Source organism: Shewanella sp. GutDb-MelDb (assembly GCF_002836075.1).
GTDB lineage: Bacteria > Pseudomonadota > Gammaproteobacteria > Enterobacterales > Shewanellaceae > Shewanella.
In genome coordinates this window covers 1-23,891 of record NZ_PJBM01000234.1, presented here as the reverse complement: position 1 = coordinate 23,891, position 23,891 = coordinate 1, and the positions used below count along the sequence as shown (strand labels likewise).

The window sequence follows — 23,891 nt, the reverse complement described above, 5'->3', positions numbered from 1 at the left end:
CCTTTGCCTGAAGGTAACGCACTTTTGTCCCAAAGTTTGTTAGCTGCGCATTAGCCTTTTGAGCTAATGAAGCTGTGCTTGCTCAACGCAGTGGTGCTTCACCAATTATAATAAAGACTCGAACAAGAAGGCTGTTCTTGTCTTCCTTAGCGGGTCATCTTTTTTACAAATACCACTACGAATAACGCGATAGTAAAGCTGCCGGTAAAGGCTTCGAAAGCGGCAATGGCGCGGGAAATGCCAATCGGAGTAAAGTCGCCATAACCGAGGGTGGTAAAGGTCACTACCGAGTAATATACGCAGTTAAGGAAAACAATTAAGTTACTGTAAAAGCTATTATTTAAATTAAACTGATGTATCTCACCATCAAAGTTTAGACCTGTGAAAAAATAAAGGATAGCGCTGAAAAGGATCAGTGCAAGCGAGAAGACAATGACTCTTAAAGGGGCTTCGCCATAGCCACAGAATAGGTCAATTGCTTTTGAAAGAAAGCGTTTAAGGCAACGCTTAGGCATTTGGTGGCGACGCATGGTGAGTTCTTTACGAATGTATTTGCCAGACATGGCGAACAGGCCTTCACGTTCAGCGGCTTTTCGTAGATCGCGATAGATCTCTTCAGCTTGTTGAAAGTAGTCCAATGCTTGCTCTTTATGGCCATTTTGCTCCGCCACACTAGCCAGCTTTTCTTGGCGTAAGACGTTGCCTGCTTGCATATTTTCTATCTTAGCTCCGACCCATTTTATGCCGAGTAAATTACAGCCACTAAGATTAGCGCAATGCAGATTGGCTTCCCGCAGGTCTGCTTTCATCAAGCTGGCGTTACTGAAGTTTATGTTGAACAGGTGCCCGCCGCTTAAATCGGCGCGATAGAGTTCGGCGTTACTAAGGTCATAGCCGATTTTTTGATGGTGACGTACTAAGTCAATTCCGGCGAGTTTAGCGTGGTTGAGACTGATGCCCCTGAGTTGACCACCGCGGTTTGCATACAGTTCAAGCAGTTGAATATCTTCAGGCCTATTCTTAATAAATTTAGGATCATGCCAATAACATAACCCCGAATCACCGGCAGGTTCGTGGCAAATATGGACGTTGTCTTCATGATAGCGACATGTCAGAGCTTGTTCATGTGATGGCTGGATCAATGGCATAATCGCCTCAATCTTTAACGGTATTTTTATTATAGTAATGGAGTGGTTTATTTGCAGATTTTGCAAATGAATTCACCGTTTTCTTATTTTGCTCGTTGTTGTTAAATGGCAGAATAGAGGGCTGAAAGTGGCTTTATGTCACCTAAGTTTAAAATGTTGAATAAAATTGCGGTTTTGATTGCTTTTGCAGCTAGGTTTCAACCCATGCATGGGTTAAAATAGTCGGCTGTGTATCTATTGATAATTGAGACGATAGACGCGGATTCTTTCTGCTGTTATCTGTCGTCAGTAAAATTAATTAAAAAGTTGATTAAATCATGTTTGAAGTAAATCCAGTTAAATTCAAAATCAAGGAGCTCGCTGACCGTACCGACCTTCTTCGGGGGTATCTTTGACTACGATGCTAAAAGTGAGCGTCTAGAAGAAGTTAGCAGAGAACTTGAGAACGCGGAAGTTTGGAATAATCCAGAAAATGCTCAGGCGCTAGGCAAAGAGCGTGCGTCGCTTGAAGCGATAGTTAAAACTATCGACGATATGGATAGCGGTCTAGAAGATATTCAAGGATTGCTAGAACTTGCCATTGAAGAGGACGATGAAGACACCTTCAATGATGCCAGTACAGAATTAGATGATCTTGAGAAACGGTTAGAGGAACTCGAATTCCGCCGCATGTTCTCAGGTCCACACGATATATCAAACAGTTACTTAGATATTCAGTCAGGTTCTGGCGGAACTGAGGCGCAAGATTGGGCCAATATGGTGCTGCGTATGTTCTTGCGTTGGGGCGATGCTCACGACTATAAACCTGAACTGATTGAAGTGACTGATGGTGATGTTGCCGGTATTAAAGGCGCCACCATTAAGTTTACCGGCGAGTATGCCTTTGGTTCACTGCGTACTGAAACTGGCGTACACCGTCTAGTGCGTAAGTCACCGTTTGATTCATCAGGTAAGCGTCATACCTCTTTTTGCTCGGTATTTGTTTATCCAGAGCTTGATGACTCGATTGAGATTGATATCAATCCATCGGATCTCAGAATTGATACCTACCGCGCCTCGGGTGCGGGTGGTCAGCACGTGAACAAGACTGAATCAGCGATTCGTATTACTCACGTGCCCACTAACACTGTCGTGCAGTGTCAGAATGACCGTTCGCAGCATAAGAACCGTGATGCTGCGATGAAACAGTTAAAAGCGAAGTTGTATGAGCTAGAAATGCTCAGACAAAACGCTGATAAGCAAGCCGCCGAAGATGCCAAATCAGATATTGGTTGGGGCAGTCAGATCCGCTCATACGTGCTCGATGATGCACGTATTAAAGATCTACGTACCGGTGTTGAAAACCGAAATACCCAGAGCGTTTTAGATGGCGATCTGGACAAGTTTATTGAAGCTAGCCTTAAATCTGGCCTTTAACGAGAGAAGAAGATGACTGAACAAACACAAGATGAGAACAAGTTAATTGCGGAACGCCGAGCCAAGTTAGATCACATTCGCGCGAACTGCCCAGCAAACGGTCACCCGAACAACTTCGATCGAAAACATAAAGCGGCAGATATTCAAGCTGAATATGGTAGTTATACCAAAGAAGAGCTTGAAGGCATGGACATTCAGCGTTCAATTGCTGGCCGTGTTATGGCTAAGCGTGGCCCATTCTTGGTTATCCAAGATGTCTCTGGCCGCATCCAAGCCTATGCAGGTAAAGATGTTCAAAAAGATCTTAAAGCGACGTTCCAAGGTTTAGACATCGGCGACATCATAGGTGTCACTGGTAAGCTACACCTTTCAGGTAAAGGCGATCTTTACGTGAACATGGAACAGTACCAGTTGCTAACTAAAGCACTGCGTCCACTGCCTGAAAAGTTCCACGGATTGTCAGACCAAGAAACACGCTACCGCCAGCGCTACGTTGACTTAATCGTTAACGAAGAATCACGTAATGCTTTCATTATGCGTTCTAAAGTGGTTTCTTCTATCCGTAACTTTATGATTAAAAAAGAGTTCATGGAAGTAGAAACACCAATGATGCACAGCATTCCTGGTGGCGCTACTGCACGTCCGTTTGAAACTCACCATAATGCACTAGATATGGCGATGTACTTGCGAATCGCACCTGAGCTATACCTTAAGCGTCTAGTGGTTGGTGGTTTTGAGCGTGTATTCGAAGTTAACCGTAACTTCCGTAACGAAGGTCTGTCTCCACGTCATAACCCAGAATTCACTATGATGGAATTCTACATGGCTTACGCTGACTTCAACGATCTAATGGATCTTACTGAAGAGATGCTAAGTTCTATCGCGACTGAACTTTGTGGTTCTCCACAACTTCCGTACGGTGAGCATACTGTTGATTTCGGTGGCCCATATGCTCGTTTGAGCATGTTGGATGCGATTAAGAAGTACAACCCAGACAACGAAACGATTCAGTCTATGACTTATGAAGAAGTTAAAGACGTTGAGTTTATGCGTAAATTGGCTCTGAGCCTTGGCATGAAAATCGAGAAGTTCTGGACTTGTGGTCAGCTACTTGAAGAGATCTTTGGTGAAACAGCTGAAACTCAGTTAATGCAACCTACGTTCATTACTGGCTACCCTGCTGATATCTCACCGCTTGCACGTCGTAACGATGAAAACCATTTCATCACCGACCGTTTTGAGTTCTTTATCGGTGGCCGTGAAGTGGCTAACGGTTTCTCTGAGCTTAACGATGCAGAAGACCAAGACAGCCGCTTTAAAGCGCAAGTTGACGCGAAAGATGCAGGCGATGACGAAGCAATGTTCTACGACGCAGATTATATCCGCGCACTAGAGCACGGCTTACCACCAACTGCAGGTCAAGGTATCGGTATCGACCGTTTGGTTATGCTGTTTACTAACACGCACACTATTCGTGACGTGATCTTGTTCCCAGCGATGCGCCCTGAAGCTTAATCGTTAGTAGCAAACTTTTTACTCTTTGAGTAAAACAAAAAACCAGCCTTCAGGCTGGTTTTTTTATGCTTTAAAAGGCTTAAAAGCTCAATGTTTGAAGCCTATTTTAAGTTTACTGCCCTTTTTTGAATGGCTGATAAAAATTAGTACGGTGATGCACAGCAATATCTTCTAGTGCTAATGGACCATCTTGCCAAGGATTACCATTGTCATAGAGAGACTCAAGCACGTAATAGCGATTACCATGTTGACCTAATAACTGCCAACTTCTGTACTGACGATAGAAGCAGTTACTATCGCTACGAGGATCGCAATTACTACTGGTTGGGTTGCCATTTAACCATTCAAGTGAACGGTATAGAACCACTTGGTTGTTCTCCATATACCAATGCAGGGGCGTTGTTTTGTACAAAATGCTGCCATCTACAGAGGTTGCTTTTAGGTTCGCACTACCGTCGGCTAACAGCTCCCATTTGATCCCGTAACCCATTACATCATATTTGGGCTGACTGCTGCTAAAACCATGATCCCAGTTACCCACGAAATCACTGGCTTGCCAGCTCGATGCTGATAGTGTCGTCGCCATATTAGTGTACTGTACATTGATTTCGCCTTTTTCATACAGGGCAAATACCGATGCGCCACCTTTACGATCAGAGCGATCATCAAACAGCTTTAACCAGCGGATGCTGTAGTCGCTAAAGCTCATTGTTAACACGCCATCAGCATCGATAAGCCAAGTGAAATTAGCGTTATCTTCCAACACCGAACCGCTGCCATTATCATCGAACTGATAGGTCATTGCAGGTAATGTGTTTTGCAGACGATTTAATGCCAACGCGCTATCAGAGTAGTGTTCAAATACAATAGCTTGCCCCAGTAGATCTTTCTCTTGCCAAGCTTCTACGTCATCGATATTAAAGGCAGTGAAATACATCTCTTCATCGATGATTTCGTTGGCAACCTCAGCGCCATTATCTCTATCTACGCACACTCGATGACGCTTAAAGATTTCGACAGCTTGTTGCACACCTTTAAAGCGGCCTTTTATCATCTCAAAACGTTTACTTATCGGTGTATAGGTACAAGTGGCTGGATCTTGGATCCCTTCTATCCAATTAGACTGAACTTGGGTTGACCAAGATGAGGTATCAACTACAATGCCACTCCCATCAACTGACCAACTCGCTGTGGTGATTTCGTCAAGATTCTGTTGTGTGAAAAGCCCGTCCTCAGCAAACGTGTAGGATAAGTTAAATGGAAGCCCTAATCTAACGGTACCTGGTGCGCTGGCTAAGGTGGCGTAATAGGTTTTACCATTGGCTAAGAAGTCATTCGTCTTATTGCCAGTGTGTTGCTTTTGATGACTTAACAACGAATCAAACAGCGCTTTACCGGCGTCATCGGCATAAATACCGCTTAAGTATTCCTGCAGCCCTACCATGCCATTGCTGGTGGGTACTGTTTGGTTTTGATCCGCGGCATAACTCAATGCTGTTGCTATCTCTAACAGCAACTCAGTGTCGATATTTTTATAACGTGCGGCTAGCACTTTTGCATCAACGCTTGCATCAGTAATAAAGTCGCTATTACCAAAAAGAGTGATTAAATACAGGTAGTCTGCGGTGGTTAAACTGTTGAGATCGGCCTGTACATTGCCGTTTATTGCTGCAGCCTGTTGCAGGGAAGCTACTTTTTGCACTGTCGCTTTATTGGATGTAGGTTCAGCTTGATTGATATTTTGCAGTAACTCGGCAATTAGACCTGTACGTACTAGTGGGTTTTGAGCCACATCGGCGCTTAATTTGTAGGAACCTTGTTGCTGTAATATATCGATATCAACAGGTAACACATAATTACCATCGGCATCGGTTGTGGTGACAAAACTCTGCTCATTAAGGGTTAATGTAATACTGCTATCGCTAACGATAGCGCCATTGTTATTGGCATTACCTGAGAGCTCGATATTGTGGTGGGTATTGTTGAGAGTGAAATCAAGCAGTAACTCAGTGGTTTCACCACTGTCATCGGTGGCGACAAATTTAAGCTGCCCAGCTTCAGTCTGCGCAACCTTAGGCATTTTTATGGTGAGTGTGTCGCTCATTTCACCAGAAAGTACCGCTGCGCTGCCTAATACTTGCTGCCACTGTGTCGCAGCTATATCACCATCTTCATCCGTTACAGTGGCTGTAATAGTGTAAGTTTTGTCTTCATCAACTTGAGTCAGCGCTGCAATATTCACCGTTGGCGCTAAGTTGTTGAGCAGTTTTACATTGACTGAAGTTGAGGTGGTTGCTCCATCATTGTCTGTGACCGTAAGCTTGAATGTCACCGTTTGATCTTCGTCTACAGTGGGAATCGTTAAGCTTACACTGGCAGTATCGATATCGGCCATCTGCACCGTAATACCCGCCGTTTGTTGCCATTGATAGCTGGCGATACTGCCATCGCTATCGGTAGCATTAGCGTTGATAGTGAGCGATAACCCCTCTTTAATTGTCAGCCCTGTAATAGGGACTATTTTTGGTAATTGGTTCTGAGGAGTGGGTGCGGATTCATCTCCGCCGCCACCGCAAGCCGTTAAGGCTAATGTAAGAGGAAATACAGCCAAGGAAGTTAATATTTTTTGAGACATACGTTACCTTTATAATAATTTTTATTGGTAAACCTATTGCCTACATAAAGATTGGGTATTGCTTGAATTCCTTTTTAAGCACTTGCAATAAATATGCAGTGTCTTGAGGTTACTATGTGTAAATAACCGTAACGAATTTACATTTTTATAACTAAAAATCAATACTTCTTGATCTTATTTTTATTAAAAAAGAGATAATGACTCAATGACGTTATCGCTATAGTGATATCACCTACTATTGGCCATTAGACTGGTTAATAATTTATAGCCATGTAACCGTCTCATTTGAGATGACTACGCATAAATATCAGCAATAGCATTAGCCACTCCGAACCAATGTGTTTGCTTTACATTGTCATTGTGCATGATCCTTAAGCCCCATCGGCAACCCTGTCGTTTATTTTCCATCCGTGGGGGAATATTAAACGCTTCTCTGCACTTGCTAAGTCGTTATCTTGATTCCTCCAGTGCTGAGCTTGTTAGTCGACCATTAACCCCGCTGGGCTTGCTTATGCCAGTGAATAATATTGACTGGGGACAATATGGATCGCTATATTCGAAACTAAATTAGCCTTTCAGGCTATTGTTTTGCGGATGTGTAGTCGTTTATTCTTATTTTGTACCGCGTTATTCGACGCGATGAAATTGACTAGGCTAGATGTTTGCAGTTGGTCTTAATTAAGGATGATTATGAAAACTAAAATACTCGCATTACTGACAACATTATCTCTAGGTCTAGGACTTGTTGCTGCGGTGAATGCCAATCCAATGCAAGATGAGCAGCGCTACTGTGCAGCGAACCCAGTCGATTGCTACTGCGAGTATCGCGGTGGCGTTAAGTATTGTTTTATTAAGTAATTTAAGCGCTATCTAAACATAAAAACCAGCCACAAGGCTGGTTTTTATATTTAGGTCTTGAATGTTTTTTTAAAGCTTAGCGTCTTGTGCGGTGTTTGCAGTTTGCGTTTTTATTGCAGGTGTGAAAACTGGCGTGCTGCTGGATAATTGTTTCGCGGTCTTGGCGGCATAACGGGTTATTTTCTTGTGAATAGGTTTCTGCGCCAGCGTATCCAATACCTCTTTATAGCGGCCATTTTTACTGTTGCTGAGTACCTTGCACAGCCAAGCGAGAGAATCGGCAAAATGACCATCTTGGGTGCCTTGGTTATCCCAAATGTATTGCGCGATATGGTCGAGCGAAGCCTGATCAGTTAACGGTAACTTAATAGCTTCTCTTGCCGCTGCGCGTATTTGAGTGACATCGTTGCTGACAAGGCGAGATAACAGGTCGCGGTACTCTGCGGTAACAGCAGAAATGTCGGCATTAGTCTGTTTAGATTTAAGATCCACTATCCAGTGAGTGTCCTCATACCTCAGCTCCATAGAGCCAAAGTTGATATAGGACAGACGCAAATTCTGAAACGTTTGGCGGCCAATAAAGGGGCGACTATAGCTGCGAATATACTGGCCTACGCCATCAGGATTACCTAGTAGCGACAATACGACTTCTAAGGTGTCACCGGTTCTAATTCTTTCAAAATTATCTGCAGTGGCACGAATATGTTTGGGATTACTGGGAGCGATTTGTGCTGTATATTCAGCGGCAATAAATTGCGGCACCTCAGTATTATTAAGTGCTTTTATGGCGCTTTTAAAATAGCGTTTTATCTTGTTTGATTGGGCAAGTTTTAGTTGCTGGTTGAGTAATTGTTGATATCGACCATTTTTACTTTCCCCGATAGCTTTGGCTAACCAAGAGATAGTGTCGTCAAATTCTTTATCTTCTTTATCACCATTGTGATTCATAGACCAAATTGTAAATGCCGCTAAGTCCCACAGTTGAACATTATCGGGTAAATCATGGTGTAGTGCTTTTGCCCCTAATTTCACGTTTTGTAAGTTCTGGCTGGTGAGCAAGTTCGCGTAGATAGATTCTTTACTGTCAAAGCCAGCATGAGCCACAAAAGAGCATAGGGTTAAAAAGATAAAGAGGAGTTTTTTCATATTGTGAAGATCCATTTTTCGGCATCTTAAGTTGATGATGCCCTAAAGCTGTCCATTGTGAGCGCATAATGACCGATTATTAGGCTGACTTCAATTGATCCATATTGATGTGGATGAGAGCTATCGCTTGCCAGACTTGGCGGTACTTTTATGTGAGACGTCATTGAGCTTGAGTGTTAACGGGTTAAGCTTGTTGTAGCTGCTTGAGCACTAGCATCGTCCTTATTGGTTGCTTAAAGTTGAATATGTTGATTAAAAGCATATTCGATATATTTAGATTTAACTATCAGCAACCTATCAGTAATGTGGCGACGGTAAATTATACTCTTACTGCCGAGTTAATAATCTTTCGTTTGTTTGAGGTTTAGGCCCCTTCAGACGAAATATTCTATTAATGTTAAATAAGTGATTTTTGGACTATAAATGTTTGCCCTTACAGGATATTGTGGCAGGTTATATGGTTATAGTTTTAGTGCGTTGGTTGGTTCGCATTAATTGGATGGAGTGTTGAATGATAGTGATAAATATCTCTACGACTCAGCAAGCACAGTGGCGGAAGTCCATTGACATGCTGGCACGCATTTCTTGTTGTGGAGTTGGCCTATTGAAGGTTAATCAAGATGACTGCCTAGAGCCTTTTACGGCGGTAGGCATTGATCGTGATAATTTAGAACATCTCAGTCAAATCTGTGCTGCATCAGATCTCAATAACGCGTCATCAACATCTTCTTTTTCAAACACTTCAACTAAAACCGCCCAACCCGCATCCAATGATAGCTTATTTGAATCGGGTTTAAGCTGCTGCGTGGCAATCCATTGGCCTTCTCAAGCACTCTTTGGTTACCTATGCCTTACTACACCGGCAAAGCAAAATACTCACTCGCTAAACAAAGCTGATTTAAGGCTACTACTAAAACAATGTGCTGATAGTTTTGAGCTTGATCTCTTGAGCATTTATCGCCATTACCGGAAAAGTATCCAGCGAGAAGATGATGCTGAAACAGCAGTAACAAAGGTCAGCTTGCAGCAGTTTATCGATACGATGAAAGAACATGTATGGATGAAAAATCCCCAAGGACGCTATGTGATTGTTAACCATAGTGTCGAGGTCGCTTGGGATATGTCTCGTGCGCAGATCCTTAATCATACGGACGAAGAATTATTTAATCCTCAATTAGCAAAACAGTTTGTTGATGGCGATAAAGAATCGGTTACCAAAGGTGTACAGATTACGGCTGGAGAGTGCCAAGGTCTGGATATTGGTGATGTTGAATCATGGTTAGAAACGACCAAAGTGCCGATTGTGGCTGATACTGGAGAACTGACTGGCATCATTGGTATCTCGCGTAATATCTCGTCGCATAAGGCGGCGCAAGATCAGCTAGAACTTGCCGCTCGCGTATTCGAAAACTCTGTGGAAGGGGTGTTGATCACCGATGTTGATGGCAATATTATCGATGCTCATGGTGCTTTTACTCATATTACTGGCTTTGAGAAAAGTGAGTTAATCGGTCAAAATCCGAAGATGTTTAATTCTGGTCGTCACGATAAAGCATTTTTTAACAATCTATGGCAGTCACTGTTAAACACTGGAAAATGGCACGGTGAAATATGGAATCGCCGTAAAAATGGTGCGGTTTTTCCACAATTATTGACGATCAGTGCCGTGTACGGTGATGAACATCAAATTCGTTACTTCGTTGCTGTTTTTGCTGACTTATCGACACAGAAAAAAAACGAAGCGGAGTTGGCCCATTTAGCCTTTCATGACCCACTAACCAAACTACCTAATCGTATGGCAGTAACCTCTCGGTTGGAGCAAGAGATTAGACTGGCAAATAGAAGTGAATATCAGTTAGGCGTAGTTTACATCGACGTCGACCTATTTAAGCAGATCAATGATAGCTTTGGTCACCTTATGGGTGATGAGGTGTTGGTCGAATTAAGTCATCGTTTAAGCCTTGCTTTAGGTAGCTTAGCAACTGTTGCGCGGCTGGGGGGAGATGAGTTCGCGGTGATCCTCCCCAATATTGAAAGTAGCGATATGCTTTCATTAAGGATCAGTACGCTACAACACGTTTTTGAACGGCCGTTTTTACTGGGTGACAATGCACCAGTGCGGTTGACAGCCAGTATGGGGGTGGCTATCTATCCCCAAGACGGTCGCGATTCGAGTACGCTCTTGGTTAATGCTGATGCTGCTATGCACAGGGCTAAACACGATGGTCGCAATAATTACGCCTTTTACACCGAATCTTTAACTTATGAGTCGGTAGCGCACCTTAAACTGCAAAGTGCGCTACATGATGCGCTGTCTCAAGACGCATTGTACTTGGTGTATCAACCGAAAGTTGATTGTCGCAGTCAGCAGCTAAGTGGCTTTGAAGCATTATTGCGTTGGGAAGATCCTGTATTAGGCAGAATATCTCCGGCTATATTTATTCCAGTCGCTGAAAAAATTGGTTTGATCCAAGAGATTGGCCGCTGGGTATTACAACAAGCTTGCGAGCAAGGTGTGAGATGGCTCGCTGAGGGCAAAGATTTTGTGCGCATTGCAGTCAACGTAGCAGCGCAACAATTGCAACGGCGTAATTTTGTCAACGAAGTTGCTGAAGTGCTCAAAGCCACAGGTTTACCGGCAAATAGATTAGAGCTTGAAGTGACCGAAAGCTGCATGATGACCGATCCTGAATCAGTCGGTCGCGATCTGGTTAAGCTCGGGAACATGGGGATTATGTTATCGATTGACGATTTTGGCACCGGATACTCGTCCCTCAATTACCTTAAAAAACTGCCTATCAATAAACTGAAAATAGACCAAAGCTTTGTGAGAGATATCCCTGATGATGTCCATAACACCGCCATCGCCAAAGCGGTTATTGCCTTGGGCCATTCACTTAACTTAAAAGTGATTGCTGAAGGGGTTGAGACCGTAGAACAAGCGCAGTTCTTAGCGGATTATGGTTGTGATGAAGCCCAAGGCTATTTATTCAGTAAGCCAAAGCTGGCGGCAGAACTTAATCACTTTTTCGTAAATGAGGGCTGTATTAACGACTCACCTAATGATGAGTGTTAACGGTTGATGATAAGCGATTAGTTGTAGCAGCCACTTATAAGTGACTAATTTAAGTGGCTAATTATAAATGATTAAGTACGGCGCTAAAATCTAGCAAGGGGATCACGTCGCCAGCTTGCATTGTCGCTATGTCTATATCACCAATTCTCACCCTCACCAGCCTCAGTGTGGCGAATCCTACCGCGGCAGTCATTTTTCTAATCTGGCGATTCTTACCTTCACATAATGTAATCGAGACCCAACTCGTTGGGCCGTGTCTTGGATCGCGGATCTTACGGCCCCGTAAAGGCAATTGCGGTTCCTCTGCTAACTTGAACGCTTTACAGGGTAGCGTTTGATACTTCTCTCCATTTACCCCAATTTCAACACCGTTTTGCAGCGCTAATATCGCGTTGGCAGATATATCGCCATCAAGCTGAACATAATACTCTTTTTCGACTTTCTTACTGCGGATCAAGTGGCTCATCATACCGTCGGTTGTCAGTAATAGTAGGCCTTCTGAGTCATGATCAAGTCGGCCGATAGCCATGGTTTTTTCGGGAAAAATAAATAGCTCACCCAGTAGCTTTTTGCTTTTACGTGTTTCAGGTAAAAATTGGCTCAAAAAACCGTATGGCTTAAATATTTTAAAGTGCTGAGCGCTATCAGACGCTTCTTTCAACTCGATTTTGTCTAGCGTGCTTGAGGGCATTAATATCGCTCTTAGTTGGCTTTATTGGGTTAATCTGAACTTAAGGTGATTATACGTAAACTTTTATTCCCAAGCCAATTGACACTGCAAGATTCAGCGGGGATGACTCAAGCATTCCACTCCTGCTTTGGATTAACGTATGAGCGAGTCACCATGAGTTGAACAATGAGCTTTTAATTGAAAATCTTAAACGGTGCTGAATTGACTCAATAGCTAATATAATGGGGATTTAATCGATTGATAATCTCTTCTACAATCAGAGAAGTTCATATTCAATTGTTGAGCAGTGGTCATTTAGTAATTGAAGCCACAATAGCTAATGACAGCGTTGTCATTAGAGGTTATAGTTATGTTACATATTTAGCTGGCAGTACGATAGCTAACCTAGAGTGAGTGTGTGATGCTCGATATAGGCGAGTGCAGATCGACTGGCGCTGCTAATTTCTCACTTTCATTGGATCAATTTTATGCAAATCGTAATATTAAAAGACAGTGCTGCGGTAGCGGCATATGGCGCAAATATTTTTATTAAACAACTGCACAAAAAATCAGACTCAGTGTTGGGATTAGCCACAGGTTCTACACCAGTATCCTTGTATCAGCAGTTAATCGAGGCGACTAAAGCGGGGCAAATATCATTCGCTCATACCACCACCTTTAACCTTGATGAATACTTAGGTCTTGCGGGTACGCACCCTCAAAGCTATCGCTACTTTATGAAGCAGCAACTATTTGATCATATTGATATTGATCAGACTAACACCCATGTTCCTCCTGGTGATGCGGCGAATCCTATAACCGCATGCCATGGCTATGAAGCACAGATAAGCGCTGCTGGTGGGGTGGATATCCAGCTATTGGGGATAGGCCGTAATGGCCATATCGGCTTTAATGAGCCGTCATCTGGTTTGATGTCGAGAACGCGGGTAAAGACGCTAACAAAAGCGACTATTGACGACAATGCTCGATTTTTTGAAGCCGATGAATACCAACCACATCTATCGATAACCATGGGGATTGGTACGATCATGGATGCCAAGAAAGTAGTCTTGTTGGCAACAGGCGCAAACAAAGCTGAAGCGATTAAAGCAACAGTCGAAGGGCCATTAACAGCCGCGTGCCCGGCTTCTGCGCTGCAGATGCACCAAGATGTGGTGTTGGTTATTGACGAAGCGGCCGCATCAAGTTTATCTGATTGTGACTTTTACAAACATATTGAAGCGGAAAATCAAAAGCTGATGGCAAGATTAGGCCTGTAGCTATCAGTAATCAATAACGTATAAAAAAGGACAAGCATTGCTTGTCCTTTTTTATGGCTAGCGTATCTCACCAACTCTATTTTCACTCTCTTCAAGTTTAGCTTGGCCTCTATGGCAAATTGATTGTCCTTTTTGACTGTTAAAGCCGCTTATAGCTGATGGTATAAAAACAATGAGTGATAACTTCTATTATGTTAAATATTTGTATACTCTAAATCTAAAGGAATTGGAGTAATAAATTATGCTGAAGAAAATTTTAATCGTGATTCTAGTGCTGATAGCATTGCCGTTTATCATCGCGCTATTTGTCCAAAAAGAGTATTCGGTTATCACGAATATAACGATCGATAAGACTACTGCTGAAGTCTTTAATTATGTTAAGTATCTTAAAAATCAAGAAAACTTCAGTGTATGGGCACAGATGGATCCCAATATGACAAAGAGGTATCTCGGCACTGATGGAACTGTCGGTTTTGTGTCTCGATGGGAGAGCGATAATGAGGAGGTGGGTGTCGGTGAACAAGAGATTATGCGCATCGATGAAGGCAAGCGTATTGATTTTGAATTGCGGTTTTACTCCCCCTTTGAATCGACCGATTTGGCCTTTATGACCACCGAATCAACCAGCACAGATCAGACCTTAGTAAAATGGGGTTTTGATGGGCATTTAGATTATCCAATGAATTTGCTGTTTTTGTTTATGGATTTTGAAACCATGATTGGTAACGATTTGAATCAAGGGTTAGTACAGCTTAAGCAGGTACTTGAGGCAGAATAGTGCTTGCTGGAAAGGAGTCCAAGTATGGGTCTGTATTTGCAGGTTTAACATTATACGGAGATGGTCACTTCTAGCTAATTAACTAATTAACTAATTTGGATATGTTTACGTGCGGTTAAAGTAAGGCGTGTTACTTAAAGTGGGAAAATAACATGACAGAAGCTCATCATCCGTTAACGGATTTTATTGAATATTCAGAACAAGAGATGCTTGCTCGAGCAGATAAAAATTATGCAGAGGTGAAACGGCGTCATTCGATCCGCAAATTCTCTGATAGACCCATAGCTAAAGCTATTATTGAAAAGTGCATATTGGCAGCGGGCACCGCGCCCAATGGTGCTAATCATCAACCATGGCATTTTGTGGCGATAAATAGTCCTGAGATTAAGGCGCAAATACGTCATGAGGCCGAAGCGTTAGAGCAGGCATTTTATGCGGGCAGAGCAGGGGAGGAGTGGTTAGATGCACTTAAACCGCTAGGTACCAATGCGGATAAACCTTACCTTGAACATGCACCTTGGTTAATCGCTATCTTCAGTAAAAAACGTACTGAAGAAGAGGGCGAGCAGAAGACCAATTACTACGTTCATGAATCCGTTGGCATCGCTACCGGTTTTTTGATCCAAGCACTGCATCATGCAGGCTTAGGCACTTTAACGCACACCCCAAAACCTATGTCATTTTTAAGCAAAGTGTGTGGCCGAGATAGTTCAAATGAACGACCTTATATGCTGATTGTTGCAGGGTATCCAAGCGAAGAGGCAACCGTGCCAGAACACGCACTGCAAAAGAAATCATTAGCAGATATCAGCGATTTCATCTAGGGACTGTAGAACTTTCACGGTTGTTTTTGCCGCAGTTTGGAGGGGCGGAGAGAGTCAGTTTAGGAAAAAATGGACGCTTAATCGCGTCCATTTTTGTTAATCGGAGGAGCAGGGCTTGCTATGCTCAGCGCTATAGCGAAGCGTGAGGACCGAAGACTTCATAGTGAATACGATCACTTTTTACGCCGAGCTCAAGCAGTTGTTGCTTGGCAAACTGCATAAAAGCAACGGGGCCACATAAGTAGTAATCGCCATTATCGATAGGCAATGAATCTCTAACTGTGGCAAAGTTCATAAAGCCCTGATGGATGTTGCTATCCGCCACAACTTCATTTGATTTAGTAATATCGCGGTACCAAGTGTGATGCTGTAGATCCAAACTTTTACCCAATGCTTCCACTCGTTGGTTAAATGAATGTTGCTCTACACCTTCGCAGGCATGCAGGTAAAACACTGGTTTTGCAAACGATTTAGAGGCCAACATCTCCAGCATAGATTGCATTGGAGTGACTCCGACACCAGCAGAAATCAGTACCACAGGAGCCTCTCGCTCTTCATAGTGGAAATCACCAGCGGGTGGGTAAATATCAACGCTATCGCCAACATGGATATGGTCATGCAGATAGTTAGAGACCACGCCAGGTACGCCTATTGCTTCACGCTTTACCGAAATACGGTATTGCTTGCCGTTTGGTTTATCTGATAATGAGTATTGACGCATCTCTTGGTAATCGTGGTTAATCGGTGCCACGCTAACGCCAAGATACTGACCTGATTCAAAATCAATAACCACTTCGCCATCCTCTGGGGCGAGCACAAAGCTGGTGACGAGTTCTGATTCAGACGTTTTCTCGATTACTTCAAATTTTCGAGCACCTTGCCAACCACCCACTTCAGTGGCACTTCTGTGGTAAAGCGTTGCTTCTCTATCAATGAAGATGCCCGCTAACACGCCATAAGCAGCGCCCCAAGCCTCTTCTACATCCGGTGTAAAGGCATCTGGCGCCAGTTCACGCAATGTTTCAAGTAGGTGATGGCCGACAATGGGGTAGTGTTCAGGTTGAATATTAAAACTGGTGTGCTTGTGGGCAATACGCTCTACCGCGCCGCTTAATGCGCCAAGGTTATCAATATTCTTTGCATAGGCTGCTACGGCATTAAAAAGTGCCGCGGGCTGTCCACCAGAGTGCTGATGGCTCATGTTGAAGATGTTTTTTAGCTCAGGATTATGGGCAAACATGCGCTTATAAAAGTGTTCGGTAATCGCTGTTCCTGCTGATTCTAATAATGGAACTGTACTTTTTACTATGCTGATATGTTTCTCAGATAACATCTAAATATCCTTAATAATTGTTCTTTATAAGTTGCTATGCGGGCTTAGCAACATAGGTAGGGTGTCATTTTAAACAAGTGTTTTTAACGTGTGTAAAACCAATTTTATTGTTGTCTCGCGCTCAACAGTATCGAGCTGTAGTGCCATAGGAATAGGCTAAAAGCGACTATCCAACAAAGTGCGCTAATGTCCCATGCGAGAATAGGTTGCTGCACCAAGGGTAAGATAACTCGCGCTAGTGCGCCGAGCAGTATGAGCATGAAAGCAATATTGATTGAAAAATGGGGTTTAAGAGCTCGGCCTGTATGCCCTAACGATACGCGAGCGATCATGGCTAAGATCATCGCACCAATGGTGCCAACAGTGATGAGGTGCAGTGCATCCGCAAAACGTAATAACTCGATATGATAGCTTAAGCCAAGTGCAATCAGACCCAGTGCCAATGCCAAGTAAGAGCCGTGTAACGACCAGAGTAGTGGCACTTTAAGCGTGGCGATACTGTTCCAATTAAGCAGACGAAGTAAGTGCAATACACCGGCTAAAATGAGCAGTGGTGCAGGGGTGAAAGGCAGCTGAATAAAGTAACCCGTAAAAAATACCGTCACGCCTAACAAGGTGGCAATAGGGATTAACTTGTCGAGTAAAGGTGTCGTTTTAACGTTGGCGTTATCAGCGCCTCGACCGGTAAAAAAAGGAATAACGCGACCGCCAATAATGCCGACTAACAAACCGAACAGTAAAATAGCACTACGCGAAAGGTGTAACGCCAACTCTGTATGGCCATTAATATCCGCCAGTAAAAAGCCGATATTGAGCGCCATCATAGCGAGAAGTAACGGAATAAATTGGTAGTTGCGGTTGCTACTGGATTTGATAACCATGCTCGCGATATAGGCAATAGAGACTAGCCACCAAGTTGCTTGCAATGCGACCGCAAGCATAAGCAGGTTCGGGTCTGCTGACCATATCAATACTCTTACTGCCAGCCATATCAATGTCAGCATCATTAATGGCAAGCCATTTATACTGCGGCGATTAGTCCAAGTCTGGGCTGCTGTAAGCAAAAAGGCTACGGCAATTGTCGCCCCAAAACCAAAGAGCATTTCATGAATATGCCATATCACCGGGCTAAGTCCCGCAGTGGCGAGACCGAGAAATTGTCCGTGAAGAAACAATATCCAAACAGTGATACTGACCACTGACGACAGCGCTGCCGCTAAAAACCAAGGTCTAAAGGCCAGATCCCATAACGGCTGGCTGGCAAGTTTTGTCAATTTTGATCCGGGTTCAATTGCTATCATTTCCACTTCTCCGCTTGAAGACAGCACCTGTTTGGTCTTAGGTTCATTAATCGTTTGCATTAGTTTAATAGGTTTCCGTTTAAGCTTGGTTTATCTAATTAAAATTTGCAGTGTTGGCACTTTAGTTTTGCGCATTACAACTGCATATGACCCATACCATCGAGTCCAACACAGCGCATGACGTAGCCAATTTTTATCGCTGTAGCAAACAGAATTAAGCCAATGTGGCTGGCCACTTGCGCCCAGAGTGAAAAGCTATCAGCATAGGAATAACCAACTAAAATGCACAGTAGCAGGCCGATAACCGCGATGAACATGGTGCCATTCCCACCGGTAAGGGCATGGGAGTAAAACGTATTCGATGCCGTGCTTATTTGTTGTAAGGTACGATTTTCAACTGCAAAACTGCTCGATACCAGCATTGGCTTATTGCTTTGAAGATGAGTTAACTCTTCAACTAAATCTTCATGGGTGTAGGGCATTGTTTGATTGGCTATCATGACATTGCTCCATAAGTAAGTGTTGCCGTTTCGACTTTTCGCTGTTTATCTAAAGCCATTTGTCGGATTAGAATCTATCTTAATTAAAGACATTGCGATAAGCGTGCCAATGTTGAAAGTAGTGATTATTACTCGCATTTAGATTGTAGATTCGTTTGGTGTAGTCATATTGACTTCACACTTTTGTAGTCATTAAGACTCTTTAGGGTTGTTTTGAGTGTTGGCGAGAGCCGTGATATGGTGGCGACAGTTACAATCTATTGGGTTTACTATTCTTGTGAGTGAAATATCCTCCGCCGCCTTAGTCCAACTAGCCTTAGATCTCACTAATAGCCTCACAACCAACGACAGGTACGAGCGTTTGCTCAATACTGTACGTCATGCCGTCATTTGTGATGCAGTGGTGTTGTTGCATGTGCAGGGCGAGTATTTAAAACCGCTGGCACAGCAAGGGCTAACCAAAGAGACCTTAGGTCGCCGCTTTGAAACGGTTGCTCATCCAAGGTTTGAGAAAATTTGTGCATCGCAAACACCAGTGAGATTTGCTGCTGATAGTGAATTGGCTGATCCTTACGATGGTTTACTGCTGTCCCATGATGGCGATCTGCCGGTGCATGCTTGTATGGGGCTGCCACTGCTTGCTAACGATAAGCTCATTGGAGTGTTAACCCTCGACAGCATGGTTCCCAATGTCTTTGATGAGATCCCCAAACGAACATTAGACATCATTGCTGCAATGTCTGCAGCCACCCTGAATACAGCCATTTTACTGCAAAAGCTCGAACAGCATTCTAAACATAATCAACAGGTTGTTGCTGAATTAACCCATGAGGCTTTAGTTAAAGATGGTGGTGAGCTGATTGGTAATAGCGAGATCATGCTTAAACTCAAGCGTGAAATAGAGATGGTTGCCGGGTCTAATTTCTCAATCTTAATTGAGGGGGAGACTGGTGTAGGTAAGGAGCTGGTGGCGAGAACGCTGCACAGGCAATCGAGCCGCAGTGAAGGCCCTTTGGTATACGTTAACTGTGCTGCATTGCCTGAAAGCCTTATCGAAAGCGAACTCTTTGGCCATGTTAAAGGCGCATTTACGGGAGCGGACCGAAACCGAATCGGTAAATTTAGCCTCGCCAGTGGCGGTACCATATTCCTCGATGAGATTGGCGAGTTACCACTTGCAGTGCAGAGTAAGTTATTACGGGCTTTACAGAATCAAGAGATCCAAGTCGTTGGTAAAGATGACGTTGAGTATGTCGATGTGCGTATTCTGGCGGCCACTAACCGAGAGCTCAAAGTGGAAGTTGAGCAGGGACGTTTTCGTGCCGACCTTTATCATCGTCTCAGCGTGTACCCCGTTATCGTGCCGCCGTTAAGGCAGCGTGAGGAAGATATTAGTCTGCTCAGTGGTTACTTTATTGAATTAACCCGGCGTAAATTGGGTATGAGTCAACTAACTCTAGAGCCGAGTGCGATAAAAATGCTCAACCAGTATGACTGGCCGGGTAATGTGCGCGAGCTAGAACATGTTATTAGCCGCGCCGCCCTAAGAGCGAGAAGCGACAGTGCTGCAGCGATTGTGCGCATTGGCATCACCCATCTTGCGCTAGTGTTGCCTAATACCGCTCTTGGCGAAGCGTCTAGCCCGGTGGAAGAGAAGCAGATAGCGCAAGACACTGGTAACCTTAAACAGCAAACCGATGATTTTCAACGGCAATTGATTTTGCAGACGCTAACCCAGCAACAAGGTAATTGGTCGGCAACAGCTAATCAATTACAGATGGATCGTGCCAATCTAAATCGTCTTGCAAAGCGCTTGGGGGTCAGAGTGAGTAAGAGTATTGTTGTTAACCCGCTTTAATTGCGTAAATGACTGGAGGCTAAATGGATAAACAGCATATTCTTGATAACCTGCCTAGCGATCTAACCCTAGAACAGTTTGAACCGCTGGTGAAAACGGACTGCGTTTTAATCGAACGCATTATCTCTGCCGCACATGTTACCGCGGAAGGTCAATGGTACGATCAAGCCAAAAGTGAGTGGGTGATGGTGGTGCAAGGGGCTGCCAAGCTAGAATTTGAACATGGTGAGATGGTCAGCTTAAATCAAGGTGAGCATCTAACCATCAAAGCCCATGTGAAACATCGGGTGGCTTGGACAAGTGAGGAAACCGAAACTATTTGGCTAGCAGTACATTATTAACAACTGTCAGCCAACATCAGATCATCATTATGGAGAAGAGCAGCTATGCAACATGATAAGTGGACCTGTATTAAGTGTAATCATAAAGAGTTCGATACTGGTGAGATCCGTGTGTCGGGTGGTTTTTGGTCGCGTATTTTCGATATGCAGAATAAAAGATACTACGCCGTTACATGCAGTAACTGCAGCTACACCGAGTTTTATAAAGGTAAATCCTCAGCACTGGGTAATGCATTCGACCTGTTCACCTAACGGGAATAGGGCAAGCTAACCAAGGATAACTGGCGATAACAAAAGCTTTATCAACTGCTTAAATTGAAGCTGTCATTTAACGCCTAAAACCCATTAGCTAGTGTACCGCTTGGCGCTTTTAACGAGGCGGGCGTGCATACATTAGCTAATGCCAAATCTCAGATTTTTGCTATAATGCCCGCACAAATAATAGTGTTTCTTTTTTGAGTGATTTTTATGAGCAATGTTGGCATCTTCAGACCGAATGATAAGCCCGATACCGCACCACTGCCGCCGCTAGAGAGCCGCTCTAATCGCCTTGAGTTATTAGCGCCGGCAAAAAATGCTGACTTTGGTATTGAAGCTATCCGCCATGGTGCCGATGCGGTTTATATTGGTGGCCCCGCTTTTGGTGCCCGTGCTAGCGCAGGCAATAGTGTCGAAGACATTGCCAGACTATGTACCTTTGCTCATCAATATCACGCCCAAGTATTTGTTGCTATTAACACTATCTTGATGAATGAAGGTGAACTCGATGCGGCGCAGAAGCTCATCTGGCAGGTTTATGAAGCCGGAGCCGATGCACTGATTGTACAAGACATGGGGATCCTTCAGCTCGACCTGCCTCCGATTGCGCTACATGCTAGTACGCAGATGGATAACCGCAATCCAGAGAAAGTCGCTTTTTTAGAGCAAGTCGGTTTTTCACAAGTTGTACTCGCTCGTGAACTTGGTTTAAGCCAAATTCGAGATGTAGCGGCTAAAACTAATATGCAAATCGAGTTCTTTATTCATGGAGCATTGTGTGTCGCTTACAGTGGTTTATGTAACCTCAGTCACTCTTTCAGTAACCGCAGTGCGAACCGCGGAGAATGCTCACAATTATGTCGCCTACCGGGTGATTTAAAGACCCGCCAAGGCGACGTATTGGCAAAGAATGAACACCTGCTTTCACTTAAAGACAACAACCAGACCGATAACTTAGAAGCGCTTATTGATGCTGGTGTACGCTCATTTAAGATCGAAGGTCGCCTTAAAGATTTAAGCTACGTAAAAAATGTGACAGCACATTATCGTCAAGAGTTAGACAAAATTATTGCTAGACGCCCGGAGTTTAACGCCTCATCACACGGCCGCAGCGAGCACAGTTTTACCCCCGATCCTGAAAAAACCTTTAACCGCGGTAAAACAGATTACTTTGTCCATGAGCGTAGCCAGGGCATGAATGACTTTCGTTCGCCTAAATATATTGGCGAAGAAGTGGCAAAAGTTAAGCGCATAGAGAAAGACTTTATCGAAGTGACCTCCGATACTAGTTTTAATAATGGTGACGGATTATGTTTCTTCCCGAGTAACTTTGCCGAAGCTAAACAGTCCGATGATAAATTAAAAGGCATGCGGGTTAACCGTGTTGACGGTCTTAAACTATTTTTGCTGCGAATGCCAAAAGAGCTCAAAGTCGGTATGACTATTTACCGTAATCACAACCAAGCATTTGAAGCGGTATTAGCGAAAGAGTCAGCCAAGCGTATTATTGAGGTCGATTTGCTATTAGCCGATACCATTGATGGCGTGTCACTGACCATGACCGATATTTATGGTCACAGTGCGGTGCAATCATTGGTTTTCGAAAAAACGGCAGCAACGGATGTCGAAAAAGCCTTAAAAGGGCTGCGTAAACAGCTAGGCAAGCTCGGTAGCACCGATTTTACCGCGCGCAAGATGAATATTGAAACAGCGCAAACTTGGTTTATCCCTACTTCAGTTTTGAACGGCTTACGACGTGATACTGTGGCGGCATTAGAGCAGACTCGTGTTAATGATTATCAACGCCCTAAAGCTTGGAAATACAATCAAGAAGCGGTTTACCCGGTTAAACACTTAAGCTATTTAGGCAATGTGGCCAACGACAAAGCCAAGGCGTTTTATCAACGCCATGGGGTGGTCGAAATTCAAGATACCTATGAGAAAAATGGCATCACTGAAGATGTGCCATTAATGGTGACTAAGCACTGCCTGCGCTTTAATTTCAACTTATGCCCAAAAGAGGTTCCCGGCATTAAAGCCGACCCTATGATATTAGAGATAGGCAAAGATGTATTGAAGCTGGTTTTCGATTGTCCTAAATGCGAAATGCTAGTGGTTGCTGAAAACAGACAGGTACGTTCTGAGTAATTGTTAGTTGTTGCTGACCCAAAATTGTTTGGGTCTTTATTAGTTTTATTTAGCTGCGCCTGAGCTTTTATTAATAGCAAGGTCGTGGCGCTTCGCCCACACCCGAGCCAAGGGGCAAAGCGCTTGCGCCCCTTGACAATCCCTCAGCGCCCCAGACGAAGTTGTCTCCCTCATACTTATTCGAAATAACCTAACGCTTCCGATGGGATATCTGATGTATATGGATTTACGAATGCCGTGATGGCATGGTCAACGATGTTCCCTACATCATATAGACATTTCCCATATCCATATGGGTCAGATGCCAAGGAACGGCCTGTCCCGCGAAAGCTATGCCCACGTCCATGTGGGCATTACGGCTATTTCTTCAACGTACTTCGGCAACTTCGATGGGGAATCGGTGTTTTCTATTCGATCTATGGGATGGTGACTTTGGTGCTCTTAATTGAGAGCACAAGAGCTGGGGTCTTGTGCTTTTCCAACCCAGTGCAGATGCGGCTGAGGCCTTCGGAAACAGGACCAATTCTGTTCCCTACAGAATTTGGCATTTCCTCCGTCCTTGGAGGTCAGATGTCTTCGTTGAGCTCACATGGACCCTATCTTTTATAAAGAGTTGCAGCGAGCCTCAGTTGCGTCAGCACATACGCGACCGCAAGTCATTGGAACCACCTTTGTCTGAAGGTAACGCACGCCCCATAACGAGTCAGAAACGAGCTCAAATGGCATAGACTCAGGCAGCATTGGATTAAGTAATAAAGGGTGGTTGGATATACAGTATTATTGGCTTAGTTGTGGAAACAGATCAC

The 23,891-nt window shown here is 43.9% G+C and carries 18 protein-coding genes; 11 read left to right on the top strand and 7 right to left on the bottom strand.

Features of this window, described 5'->3' with window-relative positions:
- Positions 1-146: 146 nt before the first annotated feature.
- The gene (locus tag CXF82_RS14415; protein ID WP_102039313.1) at positions 147-1,148 is read right to left on the bottom strand and encodes a pentapeptide repeat-containing protein; all 1,002 of its coding nucleotides are present in this window, start codon (positions 1,146-1,148) and stop codon (positions 147-149) included.
- Between the two features lie 317 nt (positions 1,149-1,465).
- Here CXF82_RS14415 and prfB point away from each other — a divergent pair.
- Together prfB and lysS are read left to right on the top strand one after the other, a co-directional pair.
- A protein-coding gene (gene prfB, locus CXF82_RS14410; protein ID WP_180961075.1) for a peptide chain release factor 2 occupies positions 1,466-2,564 on the top strand; the annotation gives its coding sequence in 2 pieces (ribosomal slippage) (positions 1,466-1,540 and positions 1,542-2,564; 1,098 coding nt in all).
- Between the two features lie 12 nt (positions 2,565-2,576).
- Positions 2,577-4,079 (top strand): lysine--tRNA ligase, encoded by a 1,503-nt coding sequence (lysS, locus tag CXF82_RS14405; RefSeq protein ID WP_102039314.1) that lies wholly within the window; start codon positions 2,577-2,579, stop codon positions 4,077-4,079.
- A gap of 112 nt (positions 4,080-4,191) precedes the next feature.
- On the opposite strand, the gene CXF82_RS14400 is transcribed toward lysS, so the two are convergent.
- Positions 4,192-6,714 carry a PKD domain-containing protein gene (locus tag CXF82_RS14400; protein ID WP_102044430.1) on the bottom strand — a complete coding sequence of 841 codons (2,523 nt, stop codon included), beginning with the start codon at positions 6,712-6,714 and terminating at the stop codon, positions 4,192-4,194.
- Between the two features lie 690 nt (positions 6,715-7,404).
- Between CXF82_RS14400 and CXF82_RS22345 the strand changes: the two genes are divergently transcribed.
- The gene (locus tag CXF82_RS22345) at positions 7,405-7,572 is read left to right on the top strand and encodes a hypothetical protein (RefSeq protein ID WP_157822919.1); all 168 of its coding nucleotides are present in this window, start codon (positions 7,405-7,407) and stop codon (positions 7,570-7,572) included.
- 69 nt (positions 7,573-7,641) lie between these two features.
- Here CXF82_RS22345 and CXF82_RS14395 read toward each other — a convergent pair whose 3' ends face one another.
- Positions 7,642-8,718 carry a hypothetical protein gene (locus tag CXF82_RS14395; RefSeq protein ID WP_102044429.1) on the bottom strand — a complete coding sequence of 359 codons (1,077 nt, stop codon included), beginning with the start codon at positions 8,716-8,718 and terminating at the stop codon, positions 7,642-7,644.
- A 511-nt stretch (positions 8,719-9,229) separates the two neighbouring features.
- On the opposite strand from CXF82_RS14395, the gene CXF82_RS14390 reads away from it, so the two are divergent.
- Entirely contained in the window at positions 9,230-11,794 is a 2,565-nt protein-coding gene (locus tag CXF82_RS14390; RefSeq protein ID WP_102039317.1) for a putative bifunctional diguanylate cyclase/phosphodiesterase, read from the top strand.
- Between the two features lie 61 nt (positions 11,795-11,855).
- Here CXF82_RS14390 and CXF82_RS14385 read toward each other — a convergent pair whose 3' ends face one another.
- Positions 11,856-12,485 carry a pseudouridine synthase gene (locus CXF82_RS14385; protein ID WP_102039318.1) on the bottom strand — a complete coding sequence of 210 codons (630 nt, stop codon included), beginning with the start codon at positions 12,483-12,485 and terminating at the stop codon, positions 11,856-11,858.
- A gap of 467 nt (positions 12,486-12,952) precedes the next feature.
- Between CXF82_RS14385 and nagB the strand changes: the two genes are divergently transcribed.
- The 3 genes from nagB to CXF82_RS14370 all read left to right on the top strand — a co-directional run bounded on the left by nagB (position 12,953) and on the right by CXF82_RS14370 (position 15,346).
- Positions 12,953-13,744 carry a glucosamine-6-phosphate deaminase gene (gene nagB / locus CXF82_RS14380; RefSeq protein ID WP_101091566.1) on the top strand — a complete coding sequence of 264 codons (792 nt, stop codon included), beginning with the start codon at positions 12,953-12,955 and terminating at the stop codon, positions 13,742-13,744.
- Positions 13,745-13,985: 241 nt separating this feature from the next.
- Positions 13,986-14,522, top strand: coding sequence for an SRPBCC family protein (locus tag CXF82_RS14375; RefSeq protein ID WP_102044428.1), 537 nt, complete (start codon positions 13,986-13,988; stop codon positions 14,520-14,522).
- Between the two features lie 152 nt (positions 14,523-14,674).
- Complete coding sequence (locus CXF82_RS14370; protein ID WP_101091564.1) at positions 14,675-15,346, top strand: nitroreductase family protein; 672 nt, start codon at positions 14,675-14,677, stop codon at positions 15,344-15,346.
- 130 nt (positions 15,347-15,476) lie between these two features.
- On the opposite strand, the gene hmpA is transcribed toward CXF82_RS14370, so the two are convergent.
- The 3 genes from hmpA to CXF82_RS14355 all read right to left on the bottom strand — a co-directional run bounded on the left by hmpA (position 15,477) and on the right by CXF82_RS14355 (position 18,480).
- Positions 15,477-16,679, bottom strand: coding sequence for an NO-inducible flavohemoprotein (gene hmpA, locus CXF82_RS14365; RefSeq protein WP_101091563.1), 1,203 nt, complete (start codon positions 16,677-16,679; stop codon positions 15,477-15,479).
- 104 nt (positions 16,680-16,783) lie between these two features.
- A complete protein-coding gene (locus tag CXF82_RS14360) occupies positions 16,784-18,040 on the bottom strand; it encodes an NnrS family protein (RefSeq protein ID WP_102044427.1) in 1,257 nt (418 codons plus the stop codon).
- A 74-nt stretch (positions 18,041-18,114) separates the two neighbouring features.
- The gene (locus CXF82_RS14355; RefSeq protein WP_102044426.1) at positions 18,115-18,480 is read right to left on the bottom strand and encodes a hypothetical protein; all 366 of its coding nucleotides are present in this window, start codon (positions 18,478-18,480) and stop codon (positions 18,115-18,117) included.
- A gap of 277 nt (positions 18,481-18,757) precedes the next feature.
- Between CXF82_RS14355 and norR the strand changes: the two genes are divergently transcribed.
- The 4 genes from norR (at position 18,758) to CXF82_RS14335 (ending at position 23,085) form a co-directional block, all read left to right on the top strand.
- A complete protein-coding gene (norR, locus tag CXF82_RS14350) occupies positions 18,758-20,338 on the top strand; it encodes a nitric oxide reductase transcriptional regulator NorR (RefSeq protein WP_102044439.1) in 1,581 nt (526 codons plus the stop codon).
- A gap of 23 nt (positions 20,339-20,361) precedes the next feature.
- Positions 20,362-20,679, top strand: a complete 318-nt coding sequence (locus CXF82_RS14345; protein ID WP_102044425.1) for a cupin domain-containing protein — start codon at positions 20,362-20,364, stop codon at positions 20,677-20,679.
- Between the two features lie 45 nt (positions 20,680-20,724).
- Complete coding sequence (locus CXF82_RS14340) at positions 20,725-20,931, top strand: zinc ribbon domain-containing protein (RefSeq protein WP_101091559.1); 207 nt, start codon at positions 20,725-20,727, stop codon at positions 20,929-20,931.
- Positions 20,932-21,147: 216 nt separating this feature from the next.
- Positions 21,148-23,085 carry a peptidase U32 family protein gene (locus CXF82_RS14335; RefSeq protein WP_102044424.1) on the top strand — a complete coding sequence of 646 codons (1,938 nt, stop codon included), beginning with the start codon at positions 21,148-21,150 and terminating at the stop codon, positions 23,083-23,085.
- Positions 23,086-23,891 lie beyond the last annotated feature (806 nt).